This window comes from Caulobacter sp. Root1455 (genome assembly GCF_001426905.1).
In the GTDB taxonomy this organism is placed as follows: domain Bacteria; phylum Pseudomonadota; class Alphaproteobacteria; order Caulobacterales; family Caulobacteraceae; genus Caulobacter.
In genome coordinates, this window is sequence record NZ_LMFQ01000005.1 from 44,722 (window position 1) to 65,435 (window position 20,714).

Consider the following 20,714-nt stretch of genomic DNA (forward strand, 5'->3'; position numbering starts at 1 on the left):
GCGGCGTCCTCGAGATTCGACGCTGCAACATAGCAGAGGCCGCCCCGCCTCATAGGTGCGCATCGCCGCAGGCCTGTGAACAGACAAACGCTCTTGCCTGACCGAAGGGCAGGGTCGTTCTAGTGGTTCGAGAGACAAACGCCGCGAGAGTCGGCCGGGAGGAACATATGGCCCAGGGACCCCAAGGACCTTTGTCCGGCCTGAAGGTGCTGGAATTCGCCGGGATCGGTCCGGGACCGTTCTGCGGCATGTTGCTGTCGGACCTGGGGGCCGACGTCGTGCGGATCGACCGCAAGGGGTCGGGGCGCAGCTCGCCCGCCGACGTCACCGCTCGGGGTCGCCGCTCGGTGGCGCTGGACCTGAAGTCGCCGGCCGCGGTGGAGACCTGCCTGAAGCTGATGGAAGGCGCCGACGGGATCATCGAGGGCTTCCGTCCGGGCGTCATGGAACGCCTGGGCCTGGGCCCGGACCTCGCCCTGGCCCGCAATCCCAGGCTCGTCTACGGCCGCATGACCGGCTGGGGCCAGACCGGTCCCTACGCCAAGGCCGCCGGCCACGACATGAACTACATCGCCATCACCGGCGCCCTGGCGGCGATCGGCACGCGGGACAAGCCGGTGCCGCCGCTGAACCTGGTCGGCGATTTCGGGGGCGGGGCGCTTTACCTGGCCTTCGGCCTGCTGGCCGGCGTGATCCACGCCCGCGCCACCGGCCAGGGCCAGGTGATCGACTGCGCGATGAGCGACGGCGCGGCCTCGCTGATGGCCATGTTCTACGGCTTCAAGGCCGGCGGCATGTGGGGGGATGCAAGGCGCTCCAACCTGCTCGACGGCGGGGCGCACTTCTACGACACCTATCAATGCAGCGACGGCAAGTGGATCTCGATCGGCTCGATCGAACCGCAGTTCTACCTGCTTCTGCTTGAAAAGACGGGGATCACCGACCCGCAGTTCCAGCACCAGATGAGCCGCGAGGAGTGGCCGCAGCTTCGCGAGAAGCTGGCGGCGGTGATCGCCACGAAGACTCGCGACGACTGGTGCGCCCTGATGGACGGCACCGACGTCTGCTTCGCCCCGGTCCTGACCATGGACGAGGCCCCGGCCCACGCCCACAACGCCGCCCGCCAGACCTTCGTCGAGGTGGCCGGCGTGACCCAGCCGGCCCCGGCCCCGCGCTTTTCGGCCACCCCCGGCGCGATCCAGGGCCCGCCGCCAAAGATCGGGGCCGACAACGACGCGGCGCTGGGCGACTGGGGCTTCTCGGCCGACGCGATCGCCGCGCTGAAGGCGCAGGGCGCGCTCTGAACGACCTTCTCCTGACAGCGGCATTCAGGTCCGGTTCAGCCGGCGAGGTCTAAACCTGATCTCGCAACCGGCCGTCGCGCCACCCGTCCCTCGATGCGGCGATCGGTTCAGGTTCGTCCTGCGGAGACCCGCCGCTTTCCCTGAAGCGGCGGGTCTTTGTGCCTGAGCCAATGTTTTTTCGGCGGTGAGCTTGCGTCGACGCGGCGCCGAGGTCAGTTTCCGCCGCATGAAATCCCCCCAGGACCGTCTTCGCTTTCGGGACCTCGATCTCGATCCGATCCATTGGGTGAGCGAGATCCTGCGCGTTCTGGGCCTGGCCCTGCAGCGCCTGTGGGGCCGCGACGTGATGCTCTATGTGGGCGGCGTGTCGTTCTTCATCCTGCTGGCGGTGTTTCCCGGCCTGGCGATCCTGATCGGCATGTTCAGCCTGTTGCTGACCCCGGAACAGGCCGCCTTCCAGGCCGACAAGCTGTCGTTCCTGATGCCGTCCGGCGCCCGGCCGATCTTCCAGAGCGAGCTGGCCCGACTGGCCTACGCGCCGGAGAAGGCCGTTTCCGCGCAGAGCGCCGTGGTGTTGGTCATCGGCCTCTACGCCGCCCATCGCGGCTTCAAGGCGCTGCTGGCCGGCCTGTCCTTCATCCATGACGAGGAGGACCAGCGCGGCTTCTTCGGCTTCAACTTCATGGCCCTGGTGGTGCTGGTCGCCGCCTTCGTGCTGCTGTTCGTGCTGTCGGGCGTGTTCCTGACCTTCCGCCTGCTGGCCAGCACCCTGAACCTGCGCCCCCTGGCCGGCGTGTCATGGATCCAGAGCGAATGGACCTGGGCCAGCCTGGGCCTGATGTTGGGCATGACCCTGATCTACCGCTACGCCATGTCGCGCGCCCCGGTCGGCTGGCGCGCCTCGACGACCGGGGGCTTCGCCGCGGCGGTGATGTGCGTCTTCATGTCGTGGGCCAGCGCCTTCTATGTCGAGCAGGTGGCCCATCTGGGCGCGACCTACGGCTCGATCTCGGCGGTGATCATCTTCCTGATCTGGCTGTCGTGGAGCGTCAACGCCGTGTTCTTCGGCGGCGCCCTGGCCACCGAGATGGAGATCGCGCTCGATGAGCGGCCCCGGGCCCTGCTCGAGGGCCCCAAGGCCATTCAGCTCAAGGCGCCTTCGCCACCAGAAAGCTGATCACGCCGTTCGGGGCGTCGACGATCTCCAGCACGGTGGCCCCGGCGCTGGCGGCGAAATGCGGCACGTCGATGCGGGCCAGCGGGTCGTCGGCCAGCAGGCGGACCAGACCGCCGGCCGGCGCCGCTTCCAGGGCCCGGCGCAGGCGCAGGGTGGGGACGGGGCAGCGGTGGCCGCGGGCGTCCATCAGGATTTCGTCAGGCATCGAACACCGCCTCGGCCTGGGCCGCCGTCAAGATGCGGTGCTCACCCGGCGCCAGGTCGTCGGGCAGGGCGATCCCGCCGATCCGCTCGCGATGCAGGCCGACCACGTGATTGCCCACGGCGGCGAACATCCGGCGCACCTGGTGGTAGCGGCCCTCGGTGATCGTCAGCCGCGCCTCGCGCTCGCCCAGCACCTCCAGGCTCGCCGGCAGCAGCGGCTTTTCCTCGCCCTCCAGCATCAGGGTCCCGCCGGCGAAGGCCGGCCCCTCGGTTCCGGTCAGGGGCCGGTCCAGCGTCGCGCGATAGACCTTGGGCACGTGGCGCTTGGGCGAGATCACCCGGTGCAGGTAGTCGCCGTCGTCGGTGATCAGGATCAAACCCGAGGTGTCCTTGTCCAGCCGCCCGACGCTCGACAGGGCCGGGTCGCGGATCTGCCAGCGCTTGGGCAGCAGGTCGTAGATCCGCTCGCCGTCCTCGCGGTGCGAGCAGACCACGCCCAGCGGCTTGTGCATGATCAGCACCAGAGGCGCCGGCGGATCAACGGGAAGGCCCCGGATCTTCATCCGCAGCGGCAGGTCGGCGGTGACAGCGATCTTCTGCCCCGCGTCCCTGACGGCCGCGCCGTCGAGCATGACCTTGCCGGCCGAGACCAGCGCCTGGACGTCGCGCCGGCTGCCGTAGCCGAGATTGGCCAGCAGGCGATCCAGACGCGCCATCAGCGCCTTGGTCATTTCCGAGCCTCGTAGACCTTGAAGCCGCCGGCGTCGGCCACCGGGCGGACGTTCTTGAAGGACTCGTTCAGCACCGCCTCGTAGGGCAGGTGGCGGTTGGCGACGATCCACAGCACGCCGCCCTTGCGCAGCATGCCCGCCGCCGAGGTGATGAAGGCCTGGCCCAGGCTTTTGTCCTCCCCGCCGCCCTCGTGGAACGGCGGATTGGTGACCACGAAGTCCAGGCCCGTCGCCAGGTCGGCGCCGCGCCGGGCGTCGGCCTGCACGACCTCGACCCTCGGGTCGTCGACGTTGCGCCTGGCCGCCTCGACCGCCCGGCGGTCCAGATCGATCAGGGTCAGCTTGGTGACCTTGGGCGAGGTCAGAACGGCGTGGGCCAGGACGCCGATGCCGCAGCCCAGGTCGACGCCGGCCCCGCTCAGCGGCGGCAGCGACTTCAGCAGCAGGGCCGAGCCGGGATCCAGGCGATCCCAGCTGAATACGCCGGGCTGGGTCCACAGGCCGTCGCCGTCCAGGCGGCGCGGCGCGCCCTCGACGATGGCGGCGTCCAGGCCGACAGGGTTGGCGGGCTTGAGGGCCACGCAGATCCGCTGGTGGCGCTTGGCGCTCTCGCCGACCGTGCAGCCGAACGCGGTCAGCTCCTTGTTCATCCGCAGGCCGCCGCGATCCTTGGGGGCCAGGGCCGTCAGCCGCCCTTCGACCTTCAGCGCCCGCAAGGCCTGGGCCAGGACATAGCGCCGCTCGGCGACGCCGGCCGGGGCCTGGATCACGATCTCGTCCAGCGCGCCATCGGTCAGATCGGCCAGATCGGCAGACCCGACCACGAGGGGCGAGACCTGAACGGCGCCGCCGGGCACGTCGACCACGTCGAAGGACGGAAAGCCGTAGACGGCGGCGCGGACGGAGTCTGACATGGAACGGATCTCGGGAGATGTGGCGGGCAGGGTGGGATTCGAACCCACGGTGGACTTTCACCCACGGCGGTTTTCAAGACCGCTGCCTTAAACCACTCGGCCACCTGCCCGGAGCAGGGGCCTATATCAGCGGTCGCGCACGCGCTCCAGTCGTTTCCAGCGCGTTTGGTCGCACCTTTGATTAACCAGACCTCAAGCCTCCTGAACGACCCTGTTTTCCTGTATACAACCCTCAGGAGGGCGTTCGGTCATGAGAGGCGAGGCGCGAGACGAGTTCCGTCTGCTGCGCGGCGCGGCCGTGGCCGCCCTGGGCTGCGCCGGCCTGGCCGCCTGCGCCACGCCGCTGCCGACCCGCCTGCCGCAGGCGGCTTCCACCGCCAGGCCCTATTCCGGACCGCCGGCGCCGGGCTCGACCTCGGGCCTGCGCGGCACCGAAAAGCCCTATCAGATCAGAGGGATCTGGTATTATCCCAAGGCTGATCCGGACTATGACGAGCGGGGCGTCGGCTCGTGGTACGGCGAGCAGTTCCACAATCGTCGCACGGCCAACGGCGAGATCTTCGACATGGATCTGCCCTCGGCGGCCCACAAGACCCTGCCGCTGCCGAGCATCGTCGAGGTCACCAATCTCGACAACGGCCGCAAGATGAAGGTGCGGGTCAATGATCGCGGCCCGTTCATCGACGGCCGGATCATCGACCTGTCAAAGGCCGCCGCCGAACAGCTGGGCTACGACCGGGCCGGAGTCGCCCATGTCCGCGTCCGCTATATCGGTCCCGCCAGCAAGACCCCGTTCGACGCGCCCCGGATCATCGCCGCGGCCCCGCCGCCGCCCGAACCGCGTTACGCCCCGCCGCCCAAGACACGCGTCTATGCGTCCGGCCTGCCGCCGGCCCAGCCGGCCTATGGTCCGCCGCCGCCGCCAAAGGCCGCCGACCCGGACTTCGCGCCGCCGCCGGCGCCCCAGGAGTCGGCGCCCCTGGTTCCGGCCGAGCCCGCGCCCCCGCCGATGCCGACGCCGGCGTTGGCCAGCGCCTATCGCGTCCAGGCCGGCGCCTTCGCCAACCTTGGCAACGCCGAACGCGCCCTGGCCCAGCTGGGCGGGACGGGGGACGCCTCGATCGAGTCGATCGAACGCGGCCCGAACGTGCTCTACCGCGTGATCGTCAGGGCCGGTCCCGACGAGGCCGAAGCCTTCGGCGTGCGCGATCGCGTCGCCGCCCTGGGCTTTTCCGACGCCACGGTGCTGGGTCCCTAGCCTGGGCGGCGATCGGCTCTGGACAAGACGGGCGTTACGGCCGATTTGGAGCCGGTGACGCGTGGAACCTTCATCAGTTTCGAGGGCGGCGAGGGGGCTGGAAAGTCCACCCAGATCCGCCGCTTGGCCGAACGCCTGAAGGCGGACGGCGCCGACGTGGTGCTGACCCGCGAACCGGGCGGCAGCCCCGGCGCCGAGCAGATTCGCGATCTGATCCTCAACGGCGACATCGACCGCTGGTCGCCGGTCACCGAGACCTTGCTGATGTACGCCTCGCGACGCGACCACGTCGAGCGGGTGATCCGACCGGCCCTGGAGCGCGGGGCGATCGTGCTGTGCGACCGCTTCGCCGACAGCACCCGGGCCTATCAGGGCGCCGGGGGCGAGGCGCCGATCGGCCTGATCAAGGCGCTGGAGGAGCATGTCCTGGGCGGCACGGTCCCGGACCTGACCCTTATCTTCGACATTCCGGCCGAGGTCGGCCTGGAGCGCGCCCTGGCCCGGGGCGGCGAGGCGCGTTTCGAGTCCAAGGGCCTGGCGTTCCACCAGCGCCTGGGCGAGGCCTTCCTGGAGATCGCCCGCCGCGAACCCGAGCGCTGCGTGGTGATCGAGGCCGACGACGCCATCGACGCGGTCTGGGCCGATGTCTGGGCCGCCGTGTCCACCCGGCTGGGCCTCTAGGGCATGGACGCGCCTCCGCACCCGCGCGACGTGTTCGCCATCGACGGCGTCGAGGCCGCCGAACTGGCCTTCCTGGACGCCCTGGATCGCGGCCGACTGCATCACGCCTGGCTGTTGACCGGGCCGGAGGGCGTCGGCAAGGCGACCCTGGCCTACCGCATGGCCCGCCGCCTGCTCGGTGCGCGGCCCGATCCCGCCTTCGGCCTCCTGGGCTCCGCGCCGACCGACGTCGTCAGCCGCCAGGTCGCGGCGCGGTCGCATCCCGACCTGATGGTGCTGGAACGCGCCACCGATGACGGCAAGGCCCGCAAGTCGATCCCGGTCGACGAGGCCCGCCTGTTGCCGGCCTTCTTCGCCAACTCCCCGGCGATCTCGCCTTACCGCGTGGCGATCATCGACGCGGCCGACGACCTGAACGTCAACGCCGCCAACGCCGTATTGAAGACTCTTGAGGAACCGCCGCCGCGCGGGGTGATCCTGCTGATCAGCCATTCGCCCGGCCGCCTGCTGCCGACCATCCGCTCGCGCTGCCGCCGCCTGGTGGTGCCCGCGCCGGATCTCGGCAAGGCCGCGGCCATGGTCGAACAGCGGGCAGGGGTCTCGGCCCACGACGCCGACCGCCTGGCCCGCATGGCCAAGGGCGCGCCGGGCCGTGCCCTGCAACTGGCCGCCGCCGGGGCGCTGGAGGCCGACGACGCGGCCGGCGAGATCCTGCGCAAGCTGCCCGACCTGGACGAGGGCGCGCTGCTGGCCATGGCCGACACCTTCCGGGGGGCCGAGGGCGTCCAGCGCTTCGAGCTGCTGTTCGACCGCCTGGGCGACCAGATCCACGCCATGGCCACCGGCATGGCCGGCGAGCGCACCCCGGCGGGCCTGGATCGCTGGGTCGCGGCCTGGGAGAAGATCGTCCGCGCGCCGGACGAGGCCGAGGCCGTGAACCTGGACCGCGCCGACGTGTTCTGGACCGCGATCATGGACTTGCGCGCCGCCGCCCGGGCGGCCATGTGACCGCATGCTCATCGACAGCCACGTAAACCTGCACGCCCATCAGTACGACGAAGATCGCCAAGCGGTGATCGACCGCGCCCGCGAGGCCGGGATCGAACTGATGGTCACCATCTGCGACAAGATTCCGTCGTTCGAGGCCGTCCACGCCATCGCCATGGCCAACGACGACATCTGGTGCACGGTGGGCGCCCATCCGCATGAAGCCAAGGACCACGTCGACCTGACGACCGAACGCCTGGTCGAGCTGGCCGGCCGGCCGAAGGTGATCGGCGTCGGCGAAACGGGCCTGGACTTCCATTACGACCTCAGCCCGCGCGACGTGCAGGCGAACGTGTTCCGCGCCCATGTGGCGGCGGCCCGCCAGACCGGCCTGCCGCTGGTGGTCCACACCCGCGAAGCCGATCAGGTGATGGGCGACATCCTCGAGGAGGAACACGCCAAGGGGGCGTTCAAGCTGCTGATGCACTGCTACACCAGCGGCCCCGAGCTGGCGAAGCGGATGGCGGCGTTGGGGGCGTGGTTCTCGGTGTCCGGCATCGCCACCTTCAAGCAGGCGCAAGCGGTGCGCGACATCATCGCCGACATGCCGGCCGACAAGATCATCCTCGAAACCGACTGCCCGTACCTGGCCCCCGTGCCGATGCGCGGCCGCCGGAACGAACCGGCCTACCTGCCGCACGTGCTGGACAAGCTGGCCGAGGTCCGGGGCTGGACCCGCGCCGACGCCGAAGCTCGCACCGAGGAGGCCTTCTTCGCTCTGTTCGACCGGATTCCTCGGCCCAGGAAGCAACAGGCATGACCCGAAAGCTGGAGTTCACGATCCTGGGCTCCGGTTCGTCGGGCGGCGTGCCGCGCGCCGACGGCAACTGGGGCGATTGCGACCCGGCCGAGCCGAAGAACACCCGCACCCGCTGCTCGCTGCTGGTGCGCCGCCCAGGAATCAAGGCGGGCGGCGATCCGGCCGCCGAGACCACGGTCGTCGTCGACACCGCTCCGGACTTTCGTCTGCAGGCGGTAAGGGCGGGGATCAAGCGGGTGGACGCCTGCCTGTTCACCCACGACCACGCCGACCAGGCCCACGGGATCGACGATCTGCGGCCGTTCTTCCTGAACGCCCGCCAGCGCGTGCCGACCTATATGGACGCCTATACGACGGCCAGCCTGGGGCGACGCTTCGACTACATCTTCAAGAGCCAGGGCGGCTATCCGGCCATCTGCGAGGCTCACGCCATTCCGCCGCACGGCCAGACCTGGCGGATCGACGGCCCCAGCGGCGCGATCCCCGTGACCACCTTCGACGTCGACCACGGCGAGATCCGCGCGGTCGGCTACCGGTTCGGCGACGTCGCCTATACGCCCGACGCGATCGGCTTTCCCGAGGAGAGTTGGGCGGCGTTGAAAGGCCTCGACGTCTGGGTGGTGGACGCCCTGCGCTGGACGCCGCATCCGACCCACGCCCATGTCGGGCTGGCCCTGGAATGGATCGCCCGCGCCAAGCCGCGCCGCGCCATCCTGACCAACCTGCATATCGACCTGGATTTCAACGCCTTGGCGGCGAAACTTCCGCCGGGCGTCGAGCCGGCCTATGACGGCATGCGTTTCGGGAACGACTAGTCGGAATGTCCGCGGTCGCGGTCGGCCAGGGCGACGGTTCCGGCGGCCGTGATCACCCAGCCGCCGCCGTTGCGCTCCGCCAGGCCCAGATCGGTCAGGGCCCGCGCGTCGGCGATATTGATCCAGTCGACCGCATCGCCCGCCTTCTTGCGGGCCAGGTTCTTCAGCGCCACCAGTTGGCTCGGCGAAAGCGTCACGCTACTGGCCGCCCGACAATGGATCCGGCGACACCATCGCCCGCCGGCCGCTCACCCGTTCCAGCTCCTGCTGCATCCGCAGAACCTGGCCGCCCAGGCTGGTGACATCGTCTTGCAGCTGGGCGTTGCGGCGCTTGAGGTAGTCGTTTTCCCGGCGCAGCGCCTGGGCTTCCTCGTCGTTCATTGGCCGGCCTCGGAGACGGTCGGCGCGGCGCGGATGACAGCCCGCAGCAGCGCCTTGCGACGCGCGGGCAGGTCCGACGCCCGAAGCTCCAGCTCCGCGCCGGGCACGACCCGACCCTTGTGGCGATTGCCAAGGAAGAAGGTTTCGGCCCGGATCTCCCGGGCGGTGATCTGGTGGATGCCGATGGATTCCAACAGGGCTGTCCAACGCGTCGCCTGACGCGTGTCCGGATGGTCGGACATGAGGTTCTTTCAGGCTGGCGATCCCGCATGGCGCGGGGCGATCACGAGCTCGGGCAGTATAGCGCGCTCACGCCCCAATAGCTCCGGCGCTTTTGGATCGCGCTGCAAAGACGTCAGGGCCTTGGCGCGACCAGCAGGCGGCTGAGATTGGCCGGATAACGCTCCGCCAGGGTCGCGGCCTTGTCGGCCAGGGCCTCGTCGCCATAGGCCTGGGCCGCCGCCGCGAACAGCGGCAGGGCCTCGGATGAGGCGTCTTGCGGCTTCAGCTCGGGATAGGGGAAGCTGGCCTCCTGGCCGACATAGGGCGCCAGGAAGTCGAACGCCGCGCGCAGGCCGCGGCCGTCGGCGGTCCGGTAGCGCCAGAGGTCCAGGTCCACGCAGCGTCCGAACTGCGCCGTGCCGACCAGGGCCTCCAGCGCGAAATAGCTGTAATGCAGGGCGCGGGTGCGGGTCAGCTCCAGCGGCAGCGAGCCGTTCGGCGCGATCTGGGTCGCGATCCGCCGCGCGCCCGCCTCGGCCACCACCTGGCGGGCCACCGCATCCTGGCGGGCGAACAGCGAGAACCCGGCCAGTTGGTAGTCGAACCAGATGCCGTGATTGTTGGCGGCGGCCTGCTCCTCGCGGCCGTTGGGATCGGTGCGCATCCAGATGGTGTAGTCGGCGAACCAGCGCTCCAGGCCCTTCTGGTCGGCGTTCGACAGCGCCTTGGACGGGGCCAGCAGGCCGACGCCCTCGATCACCCGCAACAGACGATAGGTGTCGAGCACGCCCTCGGCCCGGCCCGTGGTGCGCCCCGGCACGCCCTGGGCGTACTTGGCGTTGGGGTTCATCCGGGTGGCCGGATCCAGGAACCAGACGCGCAGCAGCTGGGCGGCCTTGGCCGCGTACCGCGCGTCGTCGGTGAACCAGTAGGCCAGGGACAAGGCCTCGACCGATGCGCTCATCGCGTCCAGGTCGGACACGTCGAAGGCGTTGGTGGCGCGCTCGGGATTGAACTCGCCGTCGCGGCGCAGATAGGGCTCGCCGTTCGGCCGGGTCGGGTCGGGCCACCAGTATGGGCCCATCGAGATATAGTCGTGCTTGTCGCCGCTGGGCGGGGTGCGGGTCTTGTCGACGACCGTATAGGTCGGCCCGGCCAGGGCGGCGTCGGCCCGCTTGATCACGGCGGCGTAGGCGGGCGCGACGGCGGGATCGGCGCGGTGGGCCTTGGCGTATTCCAGGCCCTCGGGGCTCCAGCGGAAGGTGCGGCGCCCGCCGAAGGCCGCGGCGGTTCCGTCGCCGCCCTGGCAGACGCCGGCCGGGGACGGCGGGACCGAGGGATCGGCGGCGAAGGCGGGAACGACCGCGCCCAGCGACACCAGAGCCGCGAGGCCGACGACAGCCGCTTTCGTTCGCATCCATCCGTCTCCCGAACGCCTCGACGCGCCTTGGAGCCGGCGTCGCTTCGGTCGGCACCATAACGGGTCGGATGAGGGGCGCAAGTAATTGGCCTGACCAAACGTCGCATTTGGTCAGTTGAGTCGACAGGCCTCGTGGCCGGGTCGGTGGGCCTGGTGCGCCAGGCCGCGGCGGAGCTCCAGGGCGCGATCCGGCTCGGCGCGCGCCGTGGCCAATTCTCCACAGTCCGACGCAATGCCTGATCACACATCACTTACTAGGTCGTTTTCCGTGCCCGAAAGCGGGGTTCGCCTGATTTCAGATCGGACGGCGCGCCCCGATAACGGTAACGGTCTTGAAGAAGCATCCCACCCATTGCACTAGTGTCTCAAGCGCGCTCCTCGCGTAGCGAGGATTTGGAACACGCGCGCCGTTCGTTCGAGGCCCGGAAAATTCACGAATGATCGGCTGTCGGCTCACGCTCTCCCAGCTTCTCATTGGCGTTGTTAACAACTGAAACGATCCGAGCAGCGTTTCGTCCGTTCCACCCTGGCGCCGTCGCGGGATTCGCCTACGGGGAGTCGGTCGTGGCGCAGCTTGAACTCCACAGTTATGATTTCTCGGTCGCCGACATCCGACCTTCCATCCGTTCGTATCTGCTCGCCCCCTGGTTTCGCAGCGACATACCGATGACAAATCTTGAGATCCGAGTTGCCGCGCTGCAGTTCCTCAGTCTCCGCCTCTGCGCGGCGCTGTCGCTCGAACAGCTCGAAGAAATCCGACAGTCGACCCTCGACGGCGTCCGGGCGTCGGATCTCGAATCGATGCAGATGCAATCGGAGTTCCTGAAGCTGCTCGACGACGCCATCGACCGGGCGCGCCAGAAGCAAGCCGCCGCGGCCACGATCAAGAATTCGGTTCACCTGGCCTGACGCAAATCAAGCGGTCATAAGGGTTTTCGCGTCTCGTCCTAGGGTTTGGCCCGATGGCGTTCGCGCCACGGCGGCCGCAATCTGGCTGGGCTCGCTCGTCAAGGCGTCACCCCCGATTTCCCTTGGCAAGCCGCGGCTCGCTCATCCCCCAAGAGCGCCGTCGTGGTCGCGAGTCGAGAGCCGGCCCGCATGTCCCGACGCATGTGTCGGGTCGGCTCTCCCTCGACCCTTGAACAGGATCAATCCTCGCCTTCGGGCAGGAGCGGAGCCCAGGCCTCCAGGGCCAGGCCCGGTTCGGCATTGCGCAGCGACAGATGCCCCTTCAGGAACTCGAGACGCAGACGCATGCCCTCGAGCCCGACGCCGGGAATGCTGTCGCGCCTCGGCGGCAGGCCGGAGCCGAAATCGCGAACCGTCAGCAGAACCATCTCGCCGGCGACCCGCAGTCGAACGACCGCCTGCTGGCTGCCGGAATGACTGTGGACGTTGGCCAGGGCTTCCTGAACCACGCGGTAGAGCGCGATCTCGGTGGCGTGAGACAGTCGTGGAAAATCGTCCGGAATGTCGATCGTCACCGCCACGTCCCCGCGTCGCGAGAAGCCGGTCGCGAACTGTCGGATCGCCGCGGCGAGCCCCAGGTGCTCCAGCGCCGGGGGGTGGAGCAGATAGGCGAAGCTGCGGATCTCGTCCAAGGCGCTGGACAGCAGGCCCGACACCTCGTCTCGGACCAGGCCGGTGCTGACCGGATCCTTGGCGTCCAGCCGCCGCAACATCAGTTTCGCGCCCGCCAGATGCTGAGCGGTGCTGTCGTGCAGCTCTCGCGCGATGCGCCGTCGTTCCGAATCCTCGGCATGCAGGAGGCGCGCCGTGGCCTCCCGCAATCCCAGCTCCGCCCGCCGCTGGATGGAGATGTCGTCGTGGGTCACGATCAGGAAGGGTTGGTCCCGGTGGCCGACACGCACCGCCGACAACTTCACCCAGCACGAACCGGTGTCGAGCGGCATGACGTATTCGTGCCGAAAGGGTCCGTCGCCCCCGGCGATCAGCGCCCGCAGGCCGGCGGCCACCGCGGCGGCGCCGGGCGTGCCCAGCCGATCGCAGAAGTTCAGATAGTTGCAGCCGACGCCGTGGTTGGCGATCTTGAGGTCGTTGAAATCCACGAACTGAACCCAGGCGTCGTTCACCGCCAGGATCTCGCCGGTTGCATCCACGACCGCGACGTTCGCCGTGAAGGCGTCCAGGGCCGACTCGTAGAACGCCGGGTCGAACCCGCCGGTCATGCTCTTGCCCGTGTGCATTCAGCGGAGTCTCGGGATGGCTAGGCCTCGATCAGCTTGTTGCGGATCGCATAGCGCACGATGTCCGCCAGTGAATGGGCGCCCAGCTTCCGCATGATGTTGCCGCGGTGGCTCTCGACGGTCTTGACGCTGATGTCGAGCATCGAGGCGATGACCTTGTTGCTGCGGGACTCGGCCAGCAGCTGGACGATCAGCAGCTCGCGCGTCGTCAGGGTCTCGGACCCTTCGATCACTTCCCCCAGCCCATGGCCGCCGGGCGAAAGGTATCCGCGCAGCACGGCGTCGGTGATCCCGGGGCAGAAGTAGGGCTTGTGGTTCAGCAGGGACGCCACGGCGGCGATGATGTTGTCGGTCGAGGCCGACTTGAGCACGAAGCCGCGCGCGCCGGCGCTGAACACCTCGCGCACCAGCTGCTCGCTGTCGTGCATGGTGAAGATCAGCAGCTCGGTATGGGTCTTCAGCTTGCGAACGTCGCGGGCGACGATCACGCCGCTCAGATCGGGCATGCTGATGTCGAGGATCATGACGTCCGGAACCAGTTCCTTGGCCAGGCGGACGGCGTCACGTCCGTTCGAGGCCTCGCCGCAGATGGTCCAACCCGGCTGGGATTCCAGCGCCTCGCGCAGCCCTGCCCGGACGATCGAGTGATCGTCGGCGAGCAGAATGGTCGGGGTGCTAGGCAAGGGCATCTTCGATTCCCGCTCCGATGGAAAAGTGTACTACAATCGTCTGCTTTTAGCTGAAATGCCTGCGGAGTTTTCTGCGCAAGGTTGTGAAAAACCCTATCGACGAACTTCCAGTCACCCCGCGAAACTCGTGTGCATTCCTGGGCGAAATCAGGGTGCGCCGACGACGAGATGGGCCGTCAGGCTGGGCGCCAGCCGGCCAATAGGGCCGGTTTGCAGACTTGGCGCCGTCTTCGGTGGCCGCTTCCTCCAGGAGGGTGGAGGAAATCGCCTCGAAACTCTGGGGGAATTGGCGGCAGGCCCTCGTGGACAGGCCCGCCCGCGGCGCAATCGGATCGATCGACGGCGCAACCGACGCCTGGGGTTTTCCCGCCGCAAATCTCGGCGAAATATCCAATCCCCCGGCGAAAAGCGCCTCGCCCGTGAAGGTTGTGGCCACTCCACGCATCTAAAAGCTCTTCCCTCTGCCCGGAAAGCACGGTTGCAGTGCTTGGGCGTGGTAATCTACCCGGTAAAACCCTTAGTCGACCCTCCTAAATCCCCCGATGGTTTGATGGTCGGGCCGATCCGCGACGCAAATACTGGGGCTTCCGGAAAAGGGGTAGGATTTCACCTGATTGTTCAGGCTCGGCCGGCGCCCAAAGTTGACGGCGACACCCGCTGAAGGCCGTCCGTCATGCGAAGCCTGCTCCTCTGCGGATTTCTCATCGCTTTGCCGACGGCCCTGCGAGCGCAGGATGTCGAGATCTCCACCACCAGTCTGCGCACGCCGGTGGAGCAGGTCGGGGGGCAGAAGGCCAGCTTCGTGGCCATGCCCATCCCGCTGTCGAACCCGGCGATCGGCACCGGCCTGGGCGTGGCCGCGCTCGCGATCTACCAGCCCCAGGGTTCGGTGCGGCCTTGGACCAGCGGCGCGGGCGGGCTCTATACCGACAGCAAGAGCTGGGGCGCCGTGGTGTTCCAGAAGGCCTATCTGGGCGGCGACAAATATCGGGTCGCCGCCGGGGCCGGAACCGGGGTCTTCAATGTCGACTTCTTCGGCATCGGCTCGGACGCGGGCTCCGACGGGCGCTCGATCGCCCTGGAACAGAAGGTCAGCGGCGCGGTCGTCGAAGTGCTGTCGCACCTAGGCACGAACGTCCACGTCGGCCTTCGCTATCGCTACATCAAGATGGACTCGACGTTCGACACCGCCAGCCTGTTTCCCAATTTGCAGTTGCCGCAGATCCAGCTCCAGAGCCAGGTTTCGCAACTGGGCCTCGCCGGCGAATTCGACACCCGGAACAGCGAGTACTTCCCCCAGTCCGGCCTCTACGCCAACGCCCAGTGGCTGGTGTCCGCCGACGCCCTGGGCAGCGACTTCGACTACCCGCGGTTCACCGGAGCGGTGAACGGTTATCACAGCGTCAACGACAAGACCGTGCTGGCCTGGCGAGGGTCGGTCTGCCGGGCGGGAGAGAACGGGCCGTTCTACGACCTGTGCAACTACGGCCAGAGCAACGACCTGCGCGGCTACACCGCGGGGCAATATCGCGACCACGCCATGTTCGCGGTCCAGGCCGAGGTCCGGCGCAAGATCCACGGGCGCTTCGGCGCGGTGGCCTTCGTCGGTGTCGGCGAGGTGGCCAACGAGTTCTCGAAGATGAACCCCAAGGACCTCCTGCCCGCGGCCGGCGTCGGCGCCCGCTTCGAGGCCTCCACCAAATACCACGTCAACCTCAGCATCGACTACGCCATCGGGGACGGCTCCTCGGCGCTCTACTTCTATGTCGGCGAGGCCTTCTGATGATCGTCGCGCGGAGATCTCGCGACGGCCAGGCCGCGCGATCCCCCTGATTTCACCGAGGGCCGAGGCCCGTTCCTTGGAGGTTCATATGCGTAGACTCGTGCTCATCACCGCCGTGGCGTTGCTGTCGACGTCCGCCGCGAACGCCCAGCAACTGCTCGCCGACACCAACAAGGACGGCAAGGTGACGCAGAAGGAATATCAGGACAGCCGCCGGACCTTCCTGATGCGCGCCGACAAGGATAAGGACGGCAAGCTCAGCGCGGCCGAATGGACCAAGGGCGCGGAGCAGGTGCGCAACGAGGTCCGCGCCGAGGGCGTCGACGGCTGGCCGAAGATCGGCAAGGCGGGGCTCTTCGGCATCCTCGACACCGACAAGGACGGCTTCGTGACCCCGGCCGAGGTCGACGCCTATTATGGCCCGAGGTTCGCCAAGTTCGACCTGAACCACGACGGCTTCGTCACGCGCACGGAAGCCGCCAAAGTCCAGAAGGCGGTCGGCGACTAGGCCGTCGCCGGCGATCTTCGAACGCGTTTCCATTCCGTCACGGCCCGTCGACCATCGTCGGCGGGCCCGTCCGCCTAGAGGGTCTTGTCCCGAAACAGCCGCGACCAGTCGTCCTTCATGCTGACGATCGTCCAGCCTCGCTCGATCGCCGTGGTCATGGCCACGTCCAGCTTTCCGACGTGGGTGTCCTTGTCGTAGGCGTATTCACGCTCCGGGTCGTCGTGATGCAGCAGCATCGGCAGGCGTCGGCCGGGACCCGAGGCGGTGTATTCGAGCATCGCCAGGTCGCCGTCGGAATTACCGAACGCCACGATGGGCCGTCGGCCAATGTGCAGGGCGATATTGACCGGCTTTTCCGAATACTCGTTGAACGACTGCAGTTCGGGCAGCTTGCGGATCTCGCCGCGGCGGCCGTTCAGCCGGAACTCGGTCTTGCCGCTGGAGCCGATCACCCGCTCACGCGGCACGCCGTAGATCTGCTCGCTGAACATCCGGACGATGTCGGTCCCGCCGGCGGTGACGATGAAGTTGCGAAAGTCGTTGGCCGCCAGATAGGCCAGCAGCTCGCGCATCGGCTGGTAGGCGAGGGCGGTGTAGGGCCTGTCGAAACGGGGGTGCCGCGCCTCGACCAGCCAGGTCGCCACCTCCAGCGCGAAGGCCTCCTCGGTGGCGTGGGCGTGCAGGTGCAGCAACAGCTCGACCACCGCCTGCTTTCCGCAGGCGGCCAGCCCCGCCATGTCCTGGTTGACGAACGCCTGGAAGACCGGCTTGGCGGCCAGTTCGGGATGTGACGCCGCCATGTGCCTGGCCCGCTCCAGGGCGAACATCCCCTGGGCGTAGAGCGGATGCTCGACCCACAGGGTGCCGTCGTTGTCGAACACCGCGATGCGGTCGGCGGGGGCCACGTAGTCGCGACCGCCGGGGCGGGTCACACGGGCGACGAAGTCCAGGATCTTCCGCCTAGGCGAGGTGTCGGCCCAACTCGGTAACGGCACTTTGGTCATGGTCGCCTCCGAGCGGCTCAGACGCGGGATCTGACAATGCAGCGAAAACCCACATGCGACGCCGAGGTGTCGATCGGCTGCGCGTGTCGCGCCGCCGGCCGATAGCGTTTGCAGTAATTCGGCGCGCATAGATGCGAGCCGCCCTTCAGAACCTTCCTGGGGATCGGAAGCCCTCCGGCCTCGCAACTGTCCTCCTCGAGCCCGCCCCGTGGATTCTTGGCCGCGCAGCAGCGGGGCGCCTCGGCCCCCGCGTCGGGCGTCGACCACCAGTCGGCCGTCCATTCCCAGACGTTGCCGATCATGTCGTGGAGGCCGTAGCCGTTGGGCGGATAGGCGCCGACCGGCGACGTCCTGGCCCAACCGTCGTCCAAGGTGTTCTGATGGGGGAACGCGCCCTGCCAGGTGTTGGCCATGTGGCGGCCGCCGCGCAGGAACGTGTCGCCCCAGGCGAACTCGGCTTCGTCCAGACCACCGCGAGCCGCCAATTCCCACTCCGCCTCGGTCGGAATCTCCACCCCCGCCCACGCGGCGTAGGCCAGGACGTCGACCCAGGCGACGTGGACCACCGGATGATCGCCCAGACCCTGGATGTCGCTTCCCGGGCCATAGGGACACCGCCAGTTGGCGCCCTGGACGAAGGCCCACCATTGCAGATGATGATGCAGATCGACCGGTCCGCGCGGCGGAGAGAACACCATCGACGAAGCGACCAGCAGGGCCGGATCGGCGCCGGGATAGTCCTTCGGATCGGGCGGCAGTTCGGCGAAGGTGACATAGCCCGTGGCGTCCACGAACCGCGCGAATTGCTGATTGGTCACAGGGCTGGGATCGATCCAGAACCCATCGACCGAGACCCGGCGCGACGGCCGCTCCTCGGGGTAGTGATCGTCCGATCCCATGGTGAAGACGCCGCCGGGGATCCAGGTCATCGCTTCCCGAAGCGGCTGGCGCCAGGTTTTCGCGGGCGGGGCGGACAGGGCGGAATCGCCGAGGTTCTTCATGCGCCCCCCGTCAGCCGAACGGACCGTCGCGGAAGACCATGTCGGGGAGGGCAGGGCCATCCACGTCCAGCGAACCGTCATGAGCGGCTGCGAGCGGGACGTGTGACTCTGGCATGGCCTGCCTCCACCGCGAGATCTTCACTAGTGACCATGCGCGGCGGCGCTTATCGATCAGGCGATCCCCCGGGTGCGGAAGGGCAGATTCCCTACCGACCCTTCCGTCCTTGCATGTTTCTCCCCGAGCGCCTCGGCGCTTCGCCGGATGGCGCGCGCGCGCCAAACGCCTTTTGCTGCCCTCTTCTTGAAGCCGGTCCCCCGAGGTCGTTCATGGAAGTGCTGCTGCGAGAATGCGCCAACTACGTCGCGCTCGCCGCGGAGCTGTGTTCGGTGCTCTGCATCGCGGTCGGCATGGTGGAAACCCTGGTTCAGGGCGCCCGCGTCACGGTCGGCCGAAGCGGATCGTCACGTCAGGCGCGGCGGGACCTCTGGGCCCAGTTCGCGCGCTGGATCGTCCTGGCGCTCGAATTCGCCCTGGCCGCCGACATCGTCCGCACGGCGATCGCGCCGACCTGGGACGACATCGGACGCCTGGCGGCGATCGCCTTCATCCGCACCGGTCTGAACTACTTCCTGGAACGGGACATGGAGGAGTTCGCCCCCGCCGCCGAGGGGCCGGAGGAGGGGCGGGTGAAGGACGAGAGGCCCAGGTCATGAGCGCGCCGCTCAGCGCGCTCGTGACCGGCAGTCGGAGATCGGCCGGCCGGACGAGGCCCTGGACGAGGCCGGCGCGCGCGGCTGGACGGTCCTCAGCATGAAGAGCGACTGGAAGACCGTGTTCGCGACCAAGCCGTGACGACCCGGGTGCAACCCCTCGAAGGACTAGGGTGAACTGGCGGGCCAAGCGGGTAGTCCCGTCGATATTCCCCCCCTCGGAGGCGTGATGATCTTGCGCCGCCTCGTGTCATGAGGCGCGACCGCGGAGCACCATCATGCCCAAAGGAAAACCCAACATCCTCGTGATCTGGGGCGACGACATCGGGATCAGCAACCTCAGCTGCTATTCGCACGGCCTGATGGGCTACCAGACGCCCAACATCGACCGCATCGCCCGCGAAGGCATGATGTTCACCGACAGCTACGGCGAGCAGTCCTGCACCGCCGGGCGTTCGTCGTTCATCACGGGGCAAAGCGTGCTGCGCACCGGCCTGTCGAAGGTCGGCGCCCCGGCCGCGCCCGTCGGCATGAACGACAAGCTGGTCACCATCGCCGCGCTGCTGAAGGAACAGGGCTACGCCACCGGCCAGTTCGGCAAGAACCACCTGGGCGACCTGAACCACATGCTGCCCACCAACCACGGGTTCGACGAGTTCTTCGGCAACCTCTATCACCTCAACGCCGAGGAAGAGCCGGAGATGTACGACTACTATCCGGACGAGGACTTCCCGAACTTCAAGAAGAAGAACGGTCCGCGCGGCGTCGTCCACAGCTGGGCGACCGATGTCGACGACCCCACCACCCACGAGCGCTGGGGCAAGGTCGGCAAGCAGAGGATCGAAGAGACCGGCCCGCTGACCAAGGCGCGAATGGAGACCTGCGACGACGAGTTCGTCGAGCACGCCAGCGACTTCATCAAGCGCCAGAAGGCCGACGACAAGCCGTTCTTCGTCTGGCTGAACACCACGCACATGCACATGTTCACGCACACGAAGAAGTCGAGCCTGGGCCAGGCCGGCCGCTGGCAGTCGCCCTATCACGACACCATGATCGACCATGACAAGAACGTCGGCCAGATGCTGGACCTGCTCGATCAGCTGGGCTTGGCCGAGGACACCATCGTGGTCTACTCGACCGACAACGGTCCTCACCGCAACAGCTGGCCGGACGGCGGCATGACCCCGTTCCGCAGCGAGAAGAACTCCAACTGGGAAGGCGCCTTCCGCATTCCCGAGCTGATCCGCTGGCCCGGCAAGATCAAGGCCGGCGTGGTTTCCAACGAGATCGTCCAGCACCACGACTGGCTGCCCACCTTCCTGGCCGCCGCCGGCGATCCGGACATCGTCGAGAAGGTCAAGAAGGGCGTTACGGCGGCCGGCCGGAAGTACAAGAACCACATCGACGGCGTGAACCTGCTGCCCTACCTGACAGGCGAAGTCGAGCACAGCCCGCGCAAGCTGTTCGTCTATATCAGCGACGACGGCGACATCCTGGCGGTCCGGTACGACAACTGGAAGGTCGTGTTCATGGAGCAGCGCTGTGTCGGCACGATGCGGATCTGGGCCGAGCCGTTCACGCCGCTGCGACTGCCCAAGATCTTCAACTTGCGGACCGATCCCTACGAGTTCGCCGACGTCACCTCGAACAGTTACTACGAGTGGTATCTCTACCACGCCTACATCCTGTACGGAGCCTGGGGCCTGGCCGCGCAGTTCGCGGACACCTTCAAGGACTTCCCGCCGGTGCAGAAGCCCAACACCTTCACCATCGATGACGCGATCGCGAAGATGTCCGAGGCGCAGGGCGGCGGCTGATCGTTTCCCAGACGGCTTGACGAGGTCGGCGGAGAAATCCGCCGACCTTTTCTTTTGATCCGTGGAGCGCCGCGCTCAAC

Annotated in this window: 23 protein-coding genes and 1 tRNA gene; 12 read left to right on the forward strand and 12 right to left on the reverse strand. The window is 68.0% G+C overall.

Going from position 1 to position 20,714, the window contains the following annotated elements; translation table 11 throughout:
- Window positions 1–167 precede the first annotated feature (167 nt).
- Window positions 168–1,304 (forward strand): CaiB/BaiF CoA transferase family protein, encoded by a 1,137-nt coding sequence (locus tag ASD21_RS04615; protein ID WP_056437441.1) that lies wholly within the window; start codon window positions 168–170, stop codon window positions 1,302–1,304.
- A gap of 226 nt (window positions 1,305–1,530) precedes the next feature.
- Entirely contained in the window at window positions 1,531–2,481 is a 951-nt protein-coding gene (locus ASD21_RS04620; protein ID WP_056437444.1) for a YihY/virulence factor BrkB family protein, read from the forward strand.
- Here ASD21_RS04620 and ASD21_RS04625 read toward each other — a convergent pair.
- The 4 genes from ASD21_RS04625 to ASD21_RS04640 form a co-directional block, all read right to left on the reverse strand.
- Window positions 2,453–2,686 (reverse strand): sulfurtransferase TusA family protein, encoded by a 234-nt coding sequence (locus ASD21_RS04625; protein ID WP_056437447.1) that lies wholly within the window; start codon window positions 2,684–2,686, stop codon window positions 2,453–2,455. The two genes, ASD21_RS04620 and ASD21_RS04625, sit on opposite strands and share 29 nt — an antisense overlap.
- Window positions 2,679–3,416: a pseudouridine synthase gene (locus ASD21_RS04630; RefSeq protein ID WP_056437450.1), complete on the reverse strand. Its 738-nt coding sequence runs from the start codon at window positions 3,414–3,416 to the stop codon at window positions 2,679–2,681. The genes ASD21_RS04625 and ASD21_RS04630 overlap by 8 nt, the downstream gene beginning before the upstream one ends.
- Window positions 3,413–4,330, reverse strand: coding sequence for a class I SAM-dependent methyltransferase (locus tag ASD21_RS04635; RefSeq protein ID WP_056437453.1), 918 nt, complete (start codon window positions 4,328–4,330; stop codon window positions 3,413–3,415). The genes ASD21_RS04630 and ASD21_RS04635 overlap by 4 nt, the downstream gene beginning before the upstream one ends.
- Before the next feature lie 20 nt (window positions 4,331–4,350).
- A tRNA-Ser gene (locus tag ASD21_RS04640) sits at window positions 4,351–4,440 on the reverse strand.
- 140 nt (window positions 4,441–4,580) lie between these two features.
- Here ASD21_RS04640 and ASD21_RS04645 point away from each other — a divergent pair.
- From ASD21_RS04645 to ASD21_RS04665, 5 genes are read left to right on the forward strand one after another with little or no spacing between them, the layout of a single operon-like run.
- The gene (locus tag ASD21_RS04645) at window positions 4,581–5,588 is read left to right on the forward strand and encodes a septal ring lytic transglycosylase RlpA family protein (RefSeq protein ID WP_056437455.1); all 1,008 of its coding nucleotides are present in this window, start codon (window positions 4,581–4,583) and stop codon (window positions 5,586–5,588) included.
- A gap of 54 nt (window positions 5,589–5,642) precedes the next feature.
- A complete protein-coding gene (tmk, locus tag ASD21_RS04650) occupies window positions 5,643–6,269 on the forward strand; it encodes a dTMP kinase (protein WP_056437593.1) in 627 nt (208 codons plus the stop codon).
- A 3-nt stretch (window positions 6,270–6,272) separates the two neighbouring features.
- A complete protein-coding gene (locus ASD21_RS04655) occupies window positions 6,273–7,277 on the forward strand; it encodes a DNA polymerase III subunit delta' (protein WP_056437458.1) in 1,005 nt (334 codons plus the stop codon).
- A 4-nt stretch (window positions 7,278–7,281) separates the two neighbouring features.
- On the forward strand, window positions 7,282–8,076 hold the full coding sequence (locus tag ASD21_RS04660) for a TatD family hydrolase (RefSeq protein ID WP_056437461.1): 795 nt from the start codon (window positions 7,282–7,284) through the stop codon (window positions 8,074–8,076).
- Window positions 8,073–8,891 carry an MBL fold metallo-hydrolase gene (locus ASD21_RS04665; protein ID WP_056437464.1) on the forward strand — a complete coding sequence of 273 codons (819 nt, stop codon included), beginning with the start codon at window positions 8,073–8,075 and terminating at the stop codon, window positions 8,889–8,891. Before ASD21_RS04660 ends, ASD21_RS04665 begins: the two co-directional genes overlap by 4 nt.
- Here ASD21_RS04665 and ASD21_RS04670 read toward each other — a convergent pair.
- From ASD21_RS04670 to ASD21_RS04685, 4 genes are all read right to left on the reverse strand, one after another.
- Window positions 8,888–9,088, reverse strand: a complete 201-nt coding sequence (locus ASD21_RS04670) for a hypothetical protein (protein ID WP_056437467.1) — start codon at window positions 9,086–9,088, stop codon at window positions 8,888–8,890. The two genes, ASD21_RS04665 and ASD21_RS04670, sit on opposite strands and share 4 nt — an antisense overlap.
- 1 nt (window position 9,089) lies before the next feature.
- The gene (locus ASD21_RS04675; protein WP_056437470.1) at window positions 9,090–9,272 is read right to left on the reverse strand and encodes a hypothetical protein; all 183 of its coding nucleotides are present in this window, start codon (window positions 9,270–9,272) and stop codon (window positions 9,090–9,092) included.
- Window positions 9,269–9,514 (reverse strand): hypothetical protein, encoded by a 246-nt coding sequence (locus ASD21_RS04680; protein ID WP_056437479.1) that lies wholly within the window; start codon window positions 9,512–9,514, stop codon window positions 9,269–9,271. The genes ASD21_RS04675 and ASD21_RS04680 overlap by 4 nt, the downstream gene beginning before the upstream one ends.
- 113 nt (window positions 9,515–9,627) lie before the next feature.
- On the reverse strand, window positions 9,628–10,911 hold the full coding sequence (locus ASD21_RS04685) for an alginate lyase family protein (RefSeq protein ID WP_056437482.1): 1,284 nt from the start codon (window positions 10,909–10,911) through the stop codon (window positions 9,628–9,630).
- A 567-nt stretch (window positions 10,912–11,478) separates the two neighbouring features.
- Here ASD21_RS04685 and ASD21_RS04690 point away from each other — a divergent pair.
- Entirely contained in the window at window positions 11,479–11,823 is a 345-nt protein-coding gene (locus ASD21_RS04690) for a hypothetical protein (RefSeq protein WP_056437485.1), read from the forward strand.
- Window positions 11,824–12,062: 239 nt separating this feature from the next.
- On the opposite strand, the gene ASD21_RS04695 is transcribed toward ASD21_RS04690, so the two are convergent.
- Both ASD21_RS04695 and ASD21_RS04700 read right to left on the reverse strand, forming a co-directional pair.
- Entirely contained in the window at window positions 12,063–13,121 is a 1,059-nt protein-coding gene (locus tag ASD21_RS04695; RefSeq protein ID WP_056437488.1) for a PAS domain-containing sensor histidine kinase, read from the reverse strand.
- Window positions 13,122–13,141: 20 nt separating this feature from the next.
- Window positions 13,142–13,810 (reverse strand): response regulator, encoded by a 669-nt coding sequence (locus ASD21_RS04700; protein WP_056437492.1) that lies wholly within the window; start codon window positions 13,808–13,810, stop codon window positions 13,142–13,144.
- Window positions 13,811–14,483: 673 nt separating this feature from the next.
- Here ASD21_RS04700 and ASD21_RS04705 point away from each other — a divergent pair.
- Window positions 14,484–15,593: a BamA/TamA family outer membrane protein gene (locus tag ASD21_RS04705; protein ID WP_082554634.1), complete on the forward strand. Its 1,110-nt coding sequence runs from the start codon at window positions 14,484–14,486 to the stop codon at window positions 15,591–15,593.
- Window positions 15,594–15,681: 88 nt separating this feature from the next.
- Window positions 15,682–16,101: an EF-hand domain-containing protein gene (locus ASD21_RS04710; RefSeq protein WP_162250205.1), complete on the forward strand. Its 420-nt coding sequence runs from the start codon at window positions 15,682–15,684 to the stop codon at window positions 16,099–16,101.
- A 74-nt stretch (window positions 16,102–16,175) separates the two neighbouring features.
- On the opposite strand, the gene ASD21_RS04715 is transcribed toward ASD21_RS04710, so the two are convergent.
- Together ASD21_RS04715 and ASD21_RS04720 are read right to left on the reverse strand one after the other, a co-directional pair.
- Window positions 16,176–17,105: an HAD family hydrolase gene (locus ASD21_RS04715; protein ID WP_056437501.1), complete on the reverse strand. Its 930-nt coding sequence runs from the start codon at window positions 17,103–17,105 to the stop codon at window positions 16,176–16,178.
- Between the two features lie 17 nt (window positions 17,106–17,122).
- Complete coding sequence (locus ASD21_RS04720) at window positions 17,123–18,034, reverse strand: formylglycine-generating enzyme family protein (protein ID WP_056437594.1); 912 nt, start codon at window positions 18,032–18,034, stop codon at window positions 17,123–17,125.
- Window positions 18,035–18,433: 399 nt separating this feature from the next.
- Here ASD21_RS04720 and ASD21_RS04725 point away from each other — a divergent pair, with 399 nt between their 5' ends.
- Together ASD21_RS04725 and ASD21_RS04730 are read left to right on the forward strand one after the other, a co-directional pair.
- On the forward strand, window positions 18,434–18,820 hold the full coding sequence (locus ASD21_RS04725; RefSeq protein ID WP_056437504.1) for a DUF1622 domain-containing protein: 387 nt from the start codon (window positions 18,434–18,436) through the stop codon (window positions 18,818–18,820).
- A gap of 275 nt (window positions 18,821–19,095) precedes the next feature.
- Window positions 19,096–20,634 carry an arylsulfatase gene (locus ASD21_RS04730; RefSeq protein ID WP_056437507.1) on the forward strand — a complete coding sequence of 513 codons (1,539 nt, stop codon included), beginning with the start codon at window positions 19,096–19,098 and terminating at the stop codon, window positions 20,632–20,634.
- Window positions 20,635–20,714: the final 80 nt, after the last annotated feature.

What these genes read in the sequence shown, in the direction of transcription:
- ASD21_RS04615 (WP_056437441.1), top strand. Translation starts at nt 168, where the DNA reads ATGGCCCAGGGACCCCAAGGACCTTTGTCCGGCCTGAAGGTGCTGGAA.
- ASD21_RS04620 (WP_056437444.1), top strand. Translation starts at nt 1,531, where the DNA reads ATGAAATCCCCCCAGGACCGTCTTCGCTTTCGGGACCTCGATCTCGAT.
- ASD21_RS04625 (WP_056437447.1), bottom strand. Translation starts at nt 2,686, where the DNA reads ATGCCTGACGAAATCCTGATGGACGCCCGCGGCCACCGCTGCCCCGTC.
- ASD21_RS04630 (WP_056437450.1), bottom strand. Translation starts at nt 3,416, where the DNA reads ATGACCAAGGCGCTGATGGCGCGTCTGGATCGCCTGCTGGCCAATCTC.
- ASD21_RS04635 (WP_056437453.1), bottom strand. Translation starts at nt 4,330, where the DNA reads ATGTCAGACTCCGTCCGCGCCGCCGTCTACGGCTTTCCGTCCTTCGAC.
- ASD21_RS04645 (WP_056437455.1), top strand. Translation starts at nt 4,581, where the DNA reads ATGAGAGGCGAGGCGCGAGACGAGTTCCGTCTGCTGCGCGGCGCGGCC.
- ASD21_RS04655 (WP_056437458.1), top strand. Translation starts at nt 6,273, where the DNA reads ATGGACGCGCCTCCGCACCCGCGCGACGTGTTCGCCATCGACGGCGTC.
- ASD21_RS04660 (WP_056437461.1), top strand. Translation starts at nt 7,282, where the DNA reads ATGCTCATCGACAGCCACGTAAACCTGCACGCCCATCAGTACGACGAA.
- ASD21_RS04665 (WP_056437464.1), top strand. Translation starts at nt 8,073, where the DNA reads ATGACCCGAAAGCTGGAGTTCACGATCCTGGGCTCCGGTTCGTCGGGC.
- ASD21_RS04675 (WP_056437470.1), bottom strand. Translation starts at nt 9,272, where the DNA reads ATGAACGACGAGGAAGCCCAGGCGCTGCGCCGGGAAAACGACTACCTC.
- ASD21_RS04680 (WP_056437479.1), bottom strand. Translation starts at nt 9,514, where the DNA reads ATGTCCGACCATCCGGACACGCGTCAGGCGACGCGTTGGACAGCCCTG.
- ASD21_RS04685 (WP_056437482.1), bottom strand. Translation starts at nt 10,911, where the DNA reads ATGCGAACGAAAGCGGCTGTCGTCGGCCTCGCGGCTCTGGTGTCGCTG.
- ASD21_RS04695 (WP_056437488.1), bottom strand. Translation starts at nt 13,121, where the DNA reads ATGCACACGGGCAAGAGCATGACCGGCGGGTTCGACCCGGCGTTCTAC.
- ASD21_RS04700 (WP_056437492.1), bottom strand. Translation starts at nt 13,810, where the DNA reads ATGCCCTTGCCTAGCACCCCGACCATTCTGCTCGCCGACGATCACTCG.
- ASD21_RS04705 (WP_082554634.1), top strand. Translation starts at nt 14,484, where the DNA reads ATGCGAAGCCTGCTCCTCTGCGGATTTCTCATCGCTTTGCCGACGGCC.
- ASD21_RS04710 (WP_162250205.1), top strand. Translation starts at nt 15,682, where the DNA reads ATGCGTAGACTCGTGCTCATCACCGCCGTGGCGTTGCTGTCGACGTCC.
- ASD21_RS04715 (WP_056437501.1), bottom strand. Translation starts at nt 17,105, where the DNA reads ATGACCAAAGTGCCGTTACCGAGTTGGGCCGACACCTCGCCTAGGCGG.
- ASD21_RS04720 (WP_056437594.1), bottom strand. Translation starts at nt 18,034, where the DNA reads ATGACCTGGATCCCCGGCGGCGTCTTCACCATGGGATCGGACGATCAC.
- ASD21_RS04725 (WP_056437504.1), top strand. Translation starts at nt 18,434, where the DNA reads ATGGAAGTGCTGCTGCGAGAATGCGCCAACTACGTCGCGCTCGCCGCG.
- ASD21_RS04730 (WP_056437507.1), top strand. Translation starts at nt 19,096, where the DNA reads ATGCCCAAAGGAAAACCCAACATCCTCGTGATCTGGGGCGACGACATC.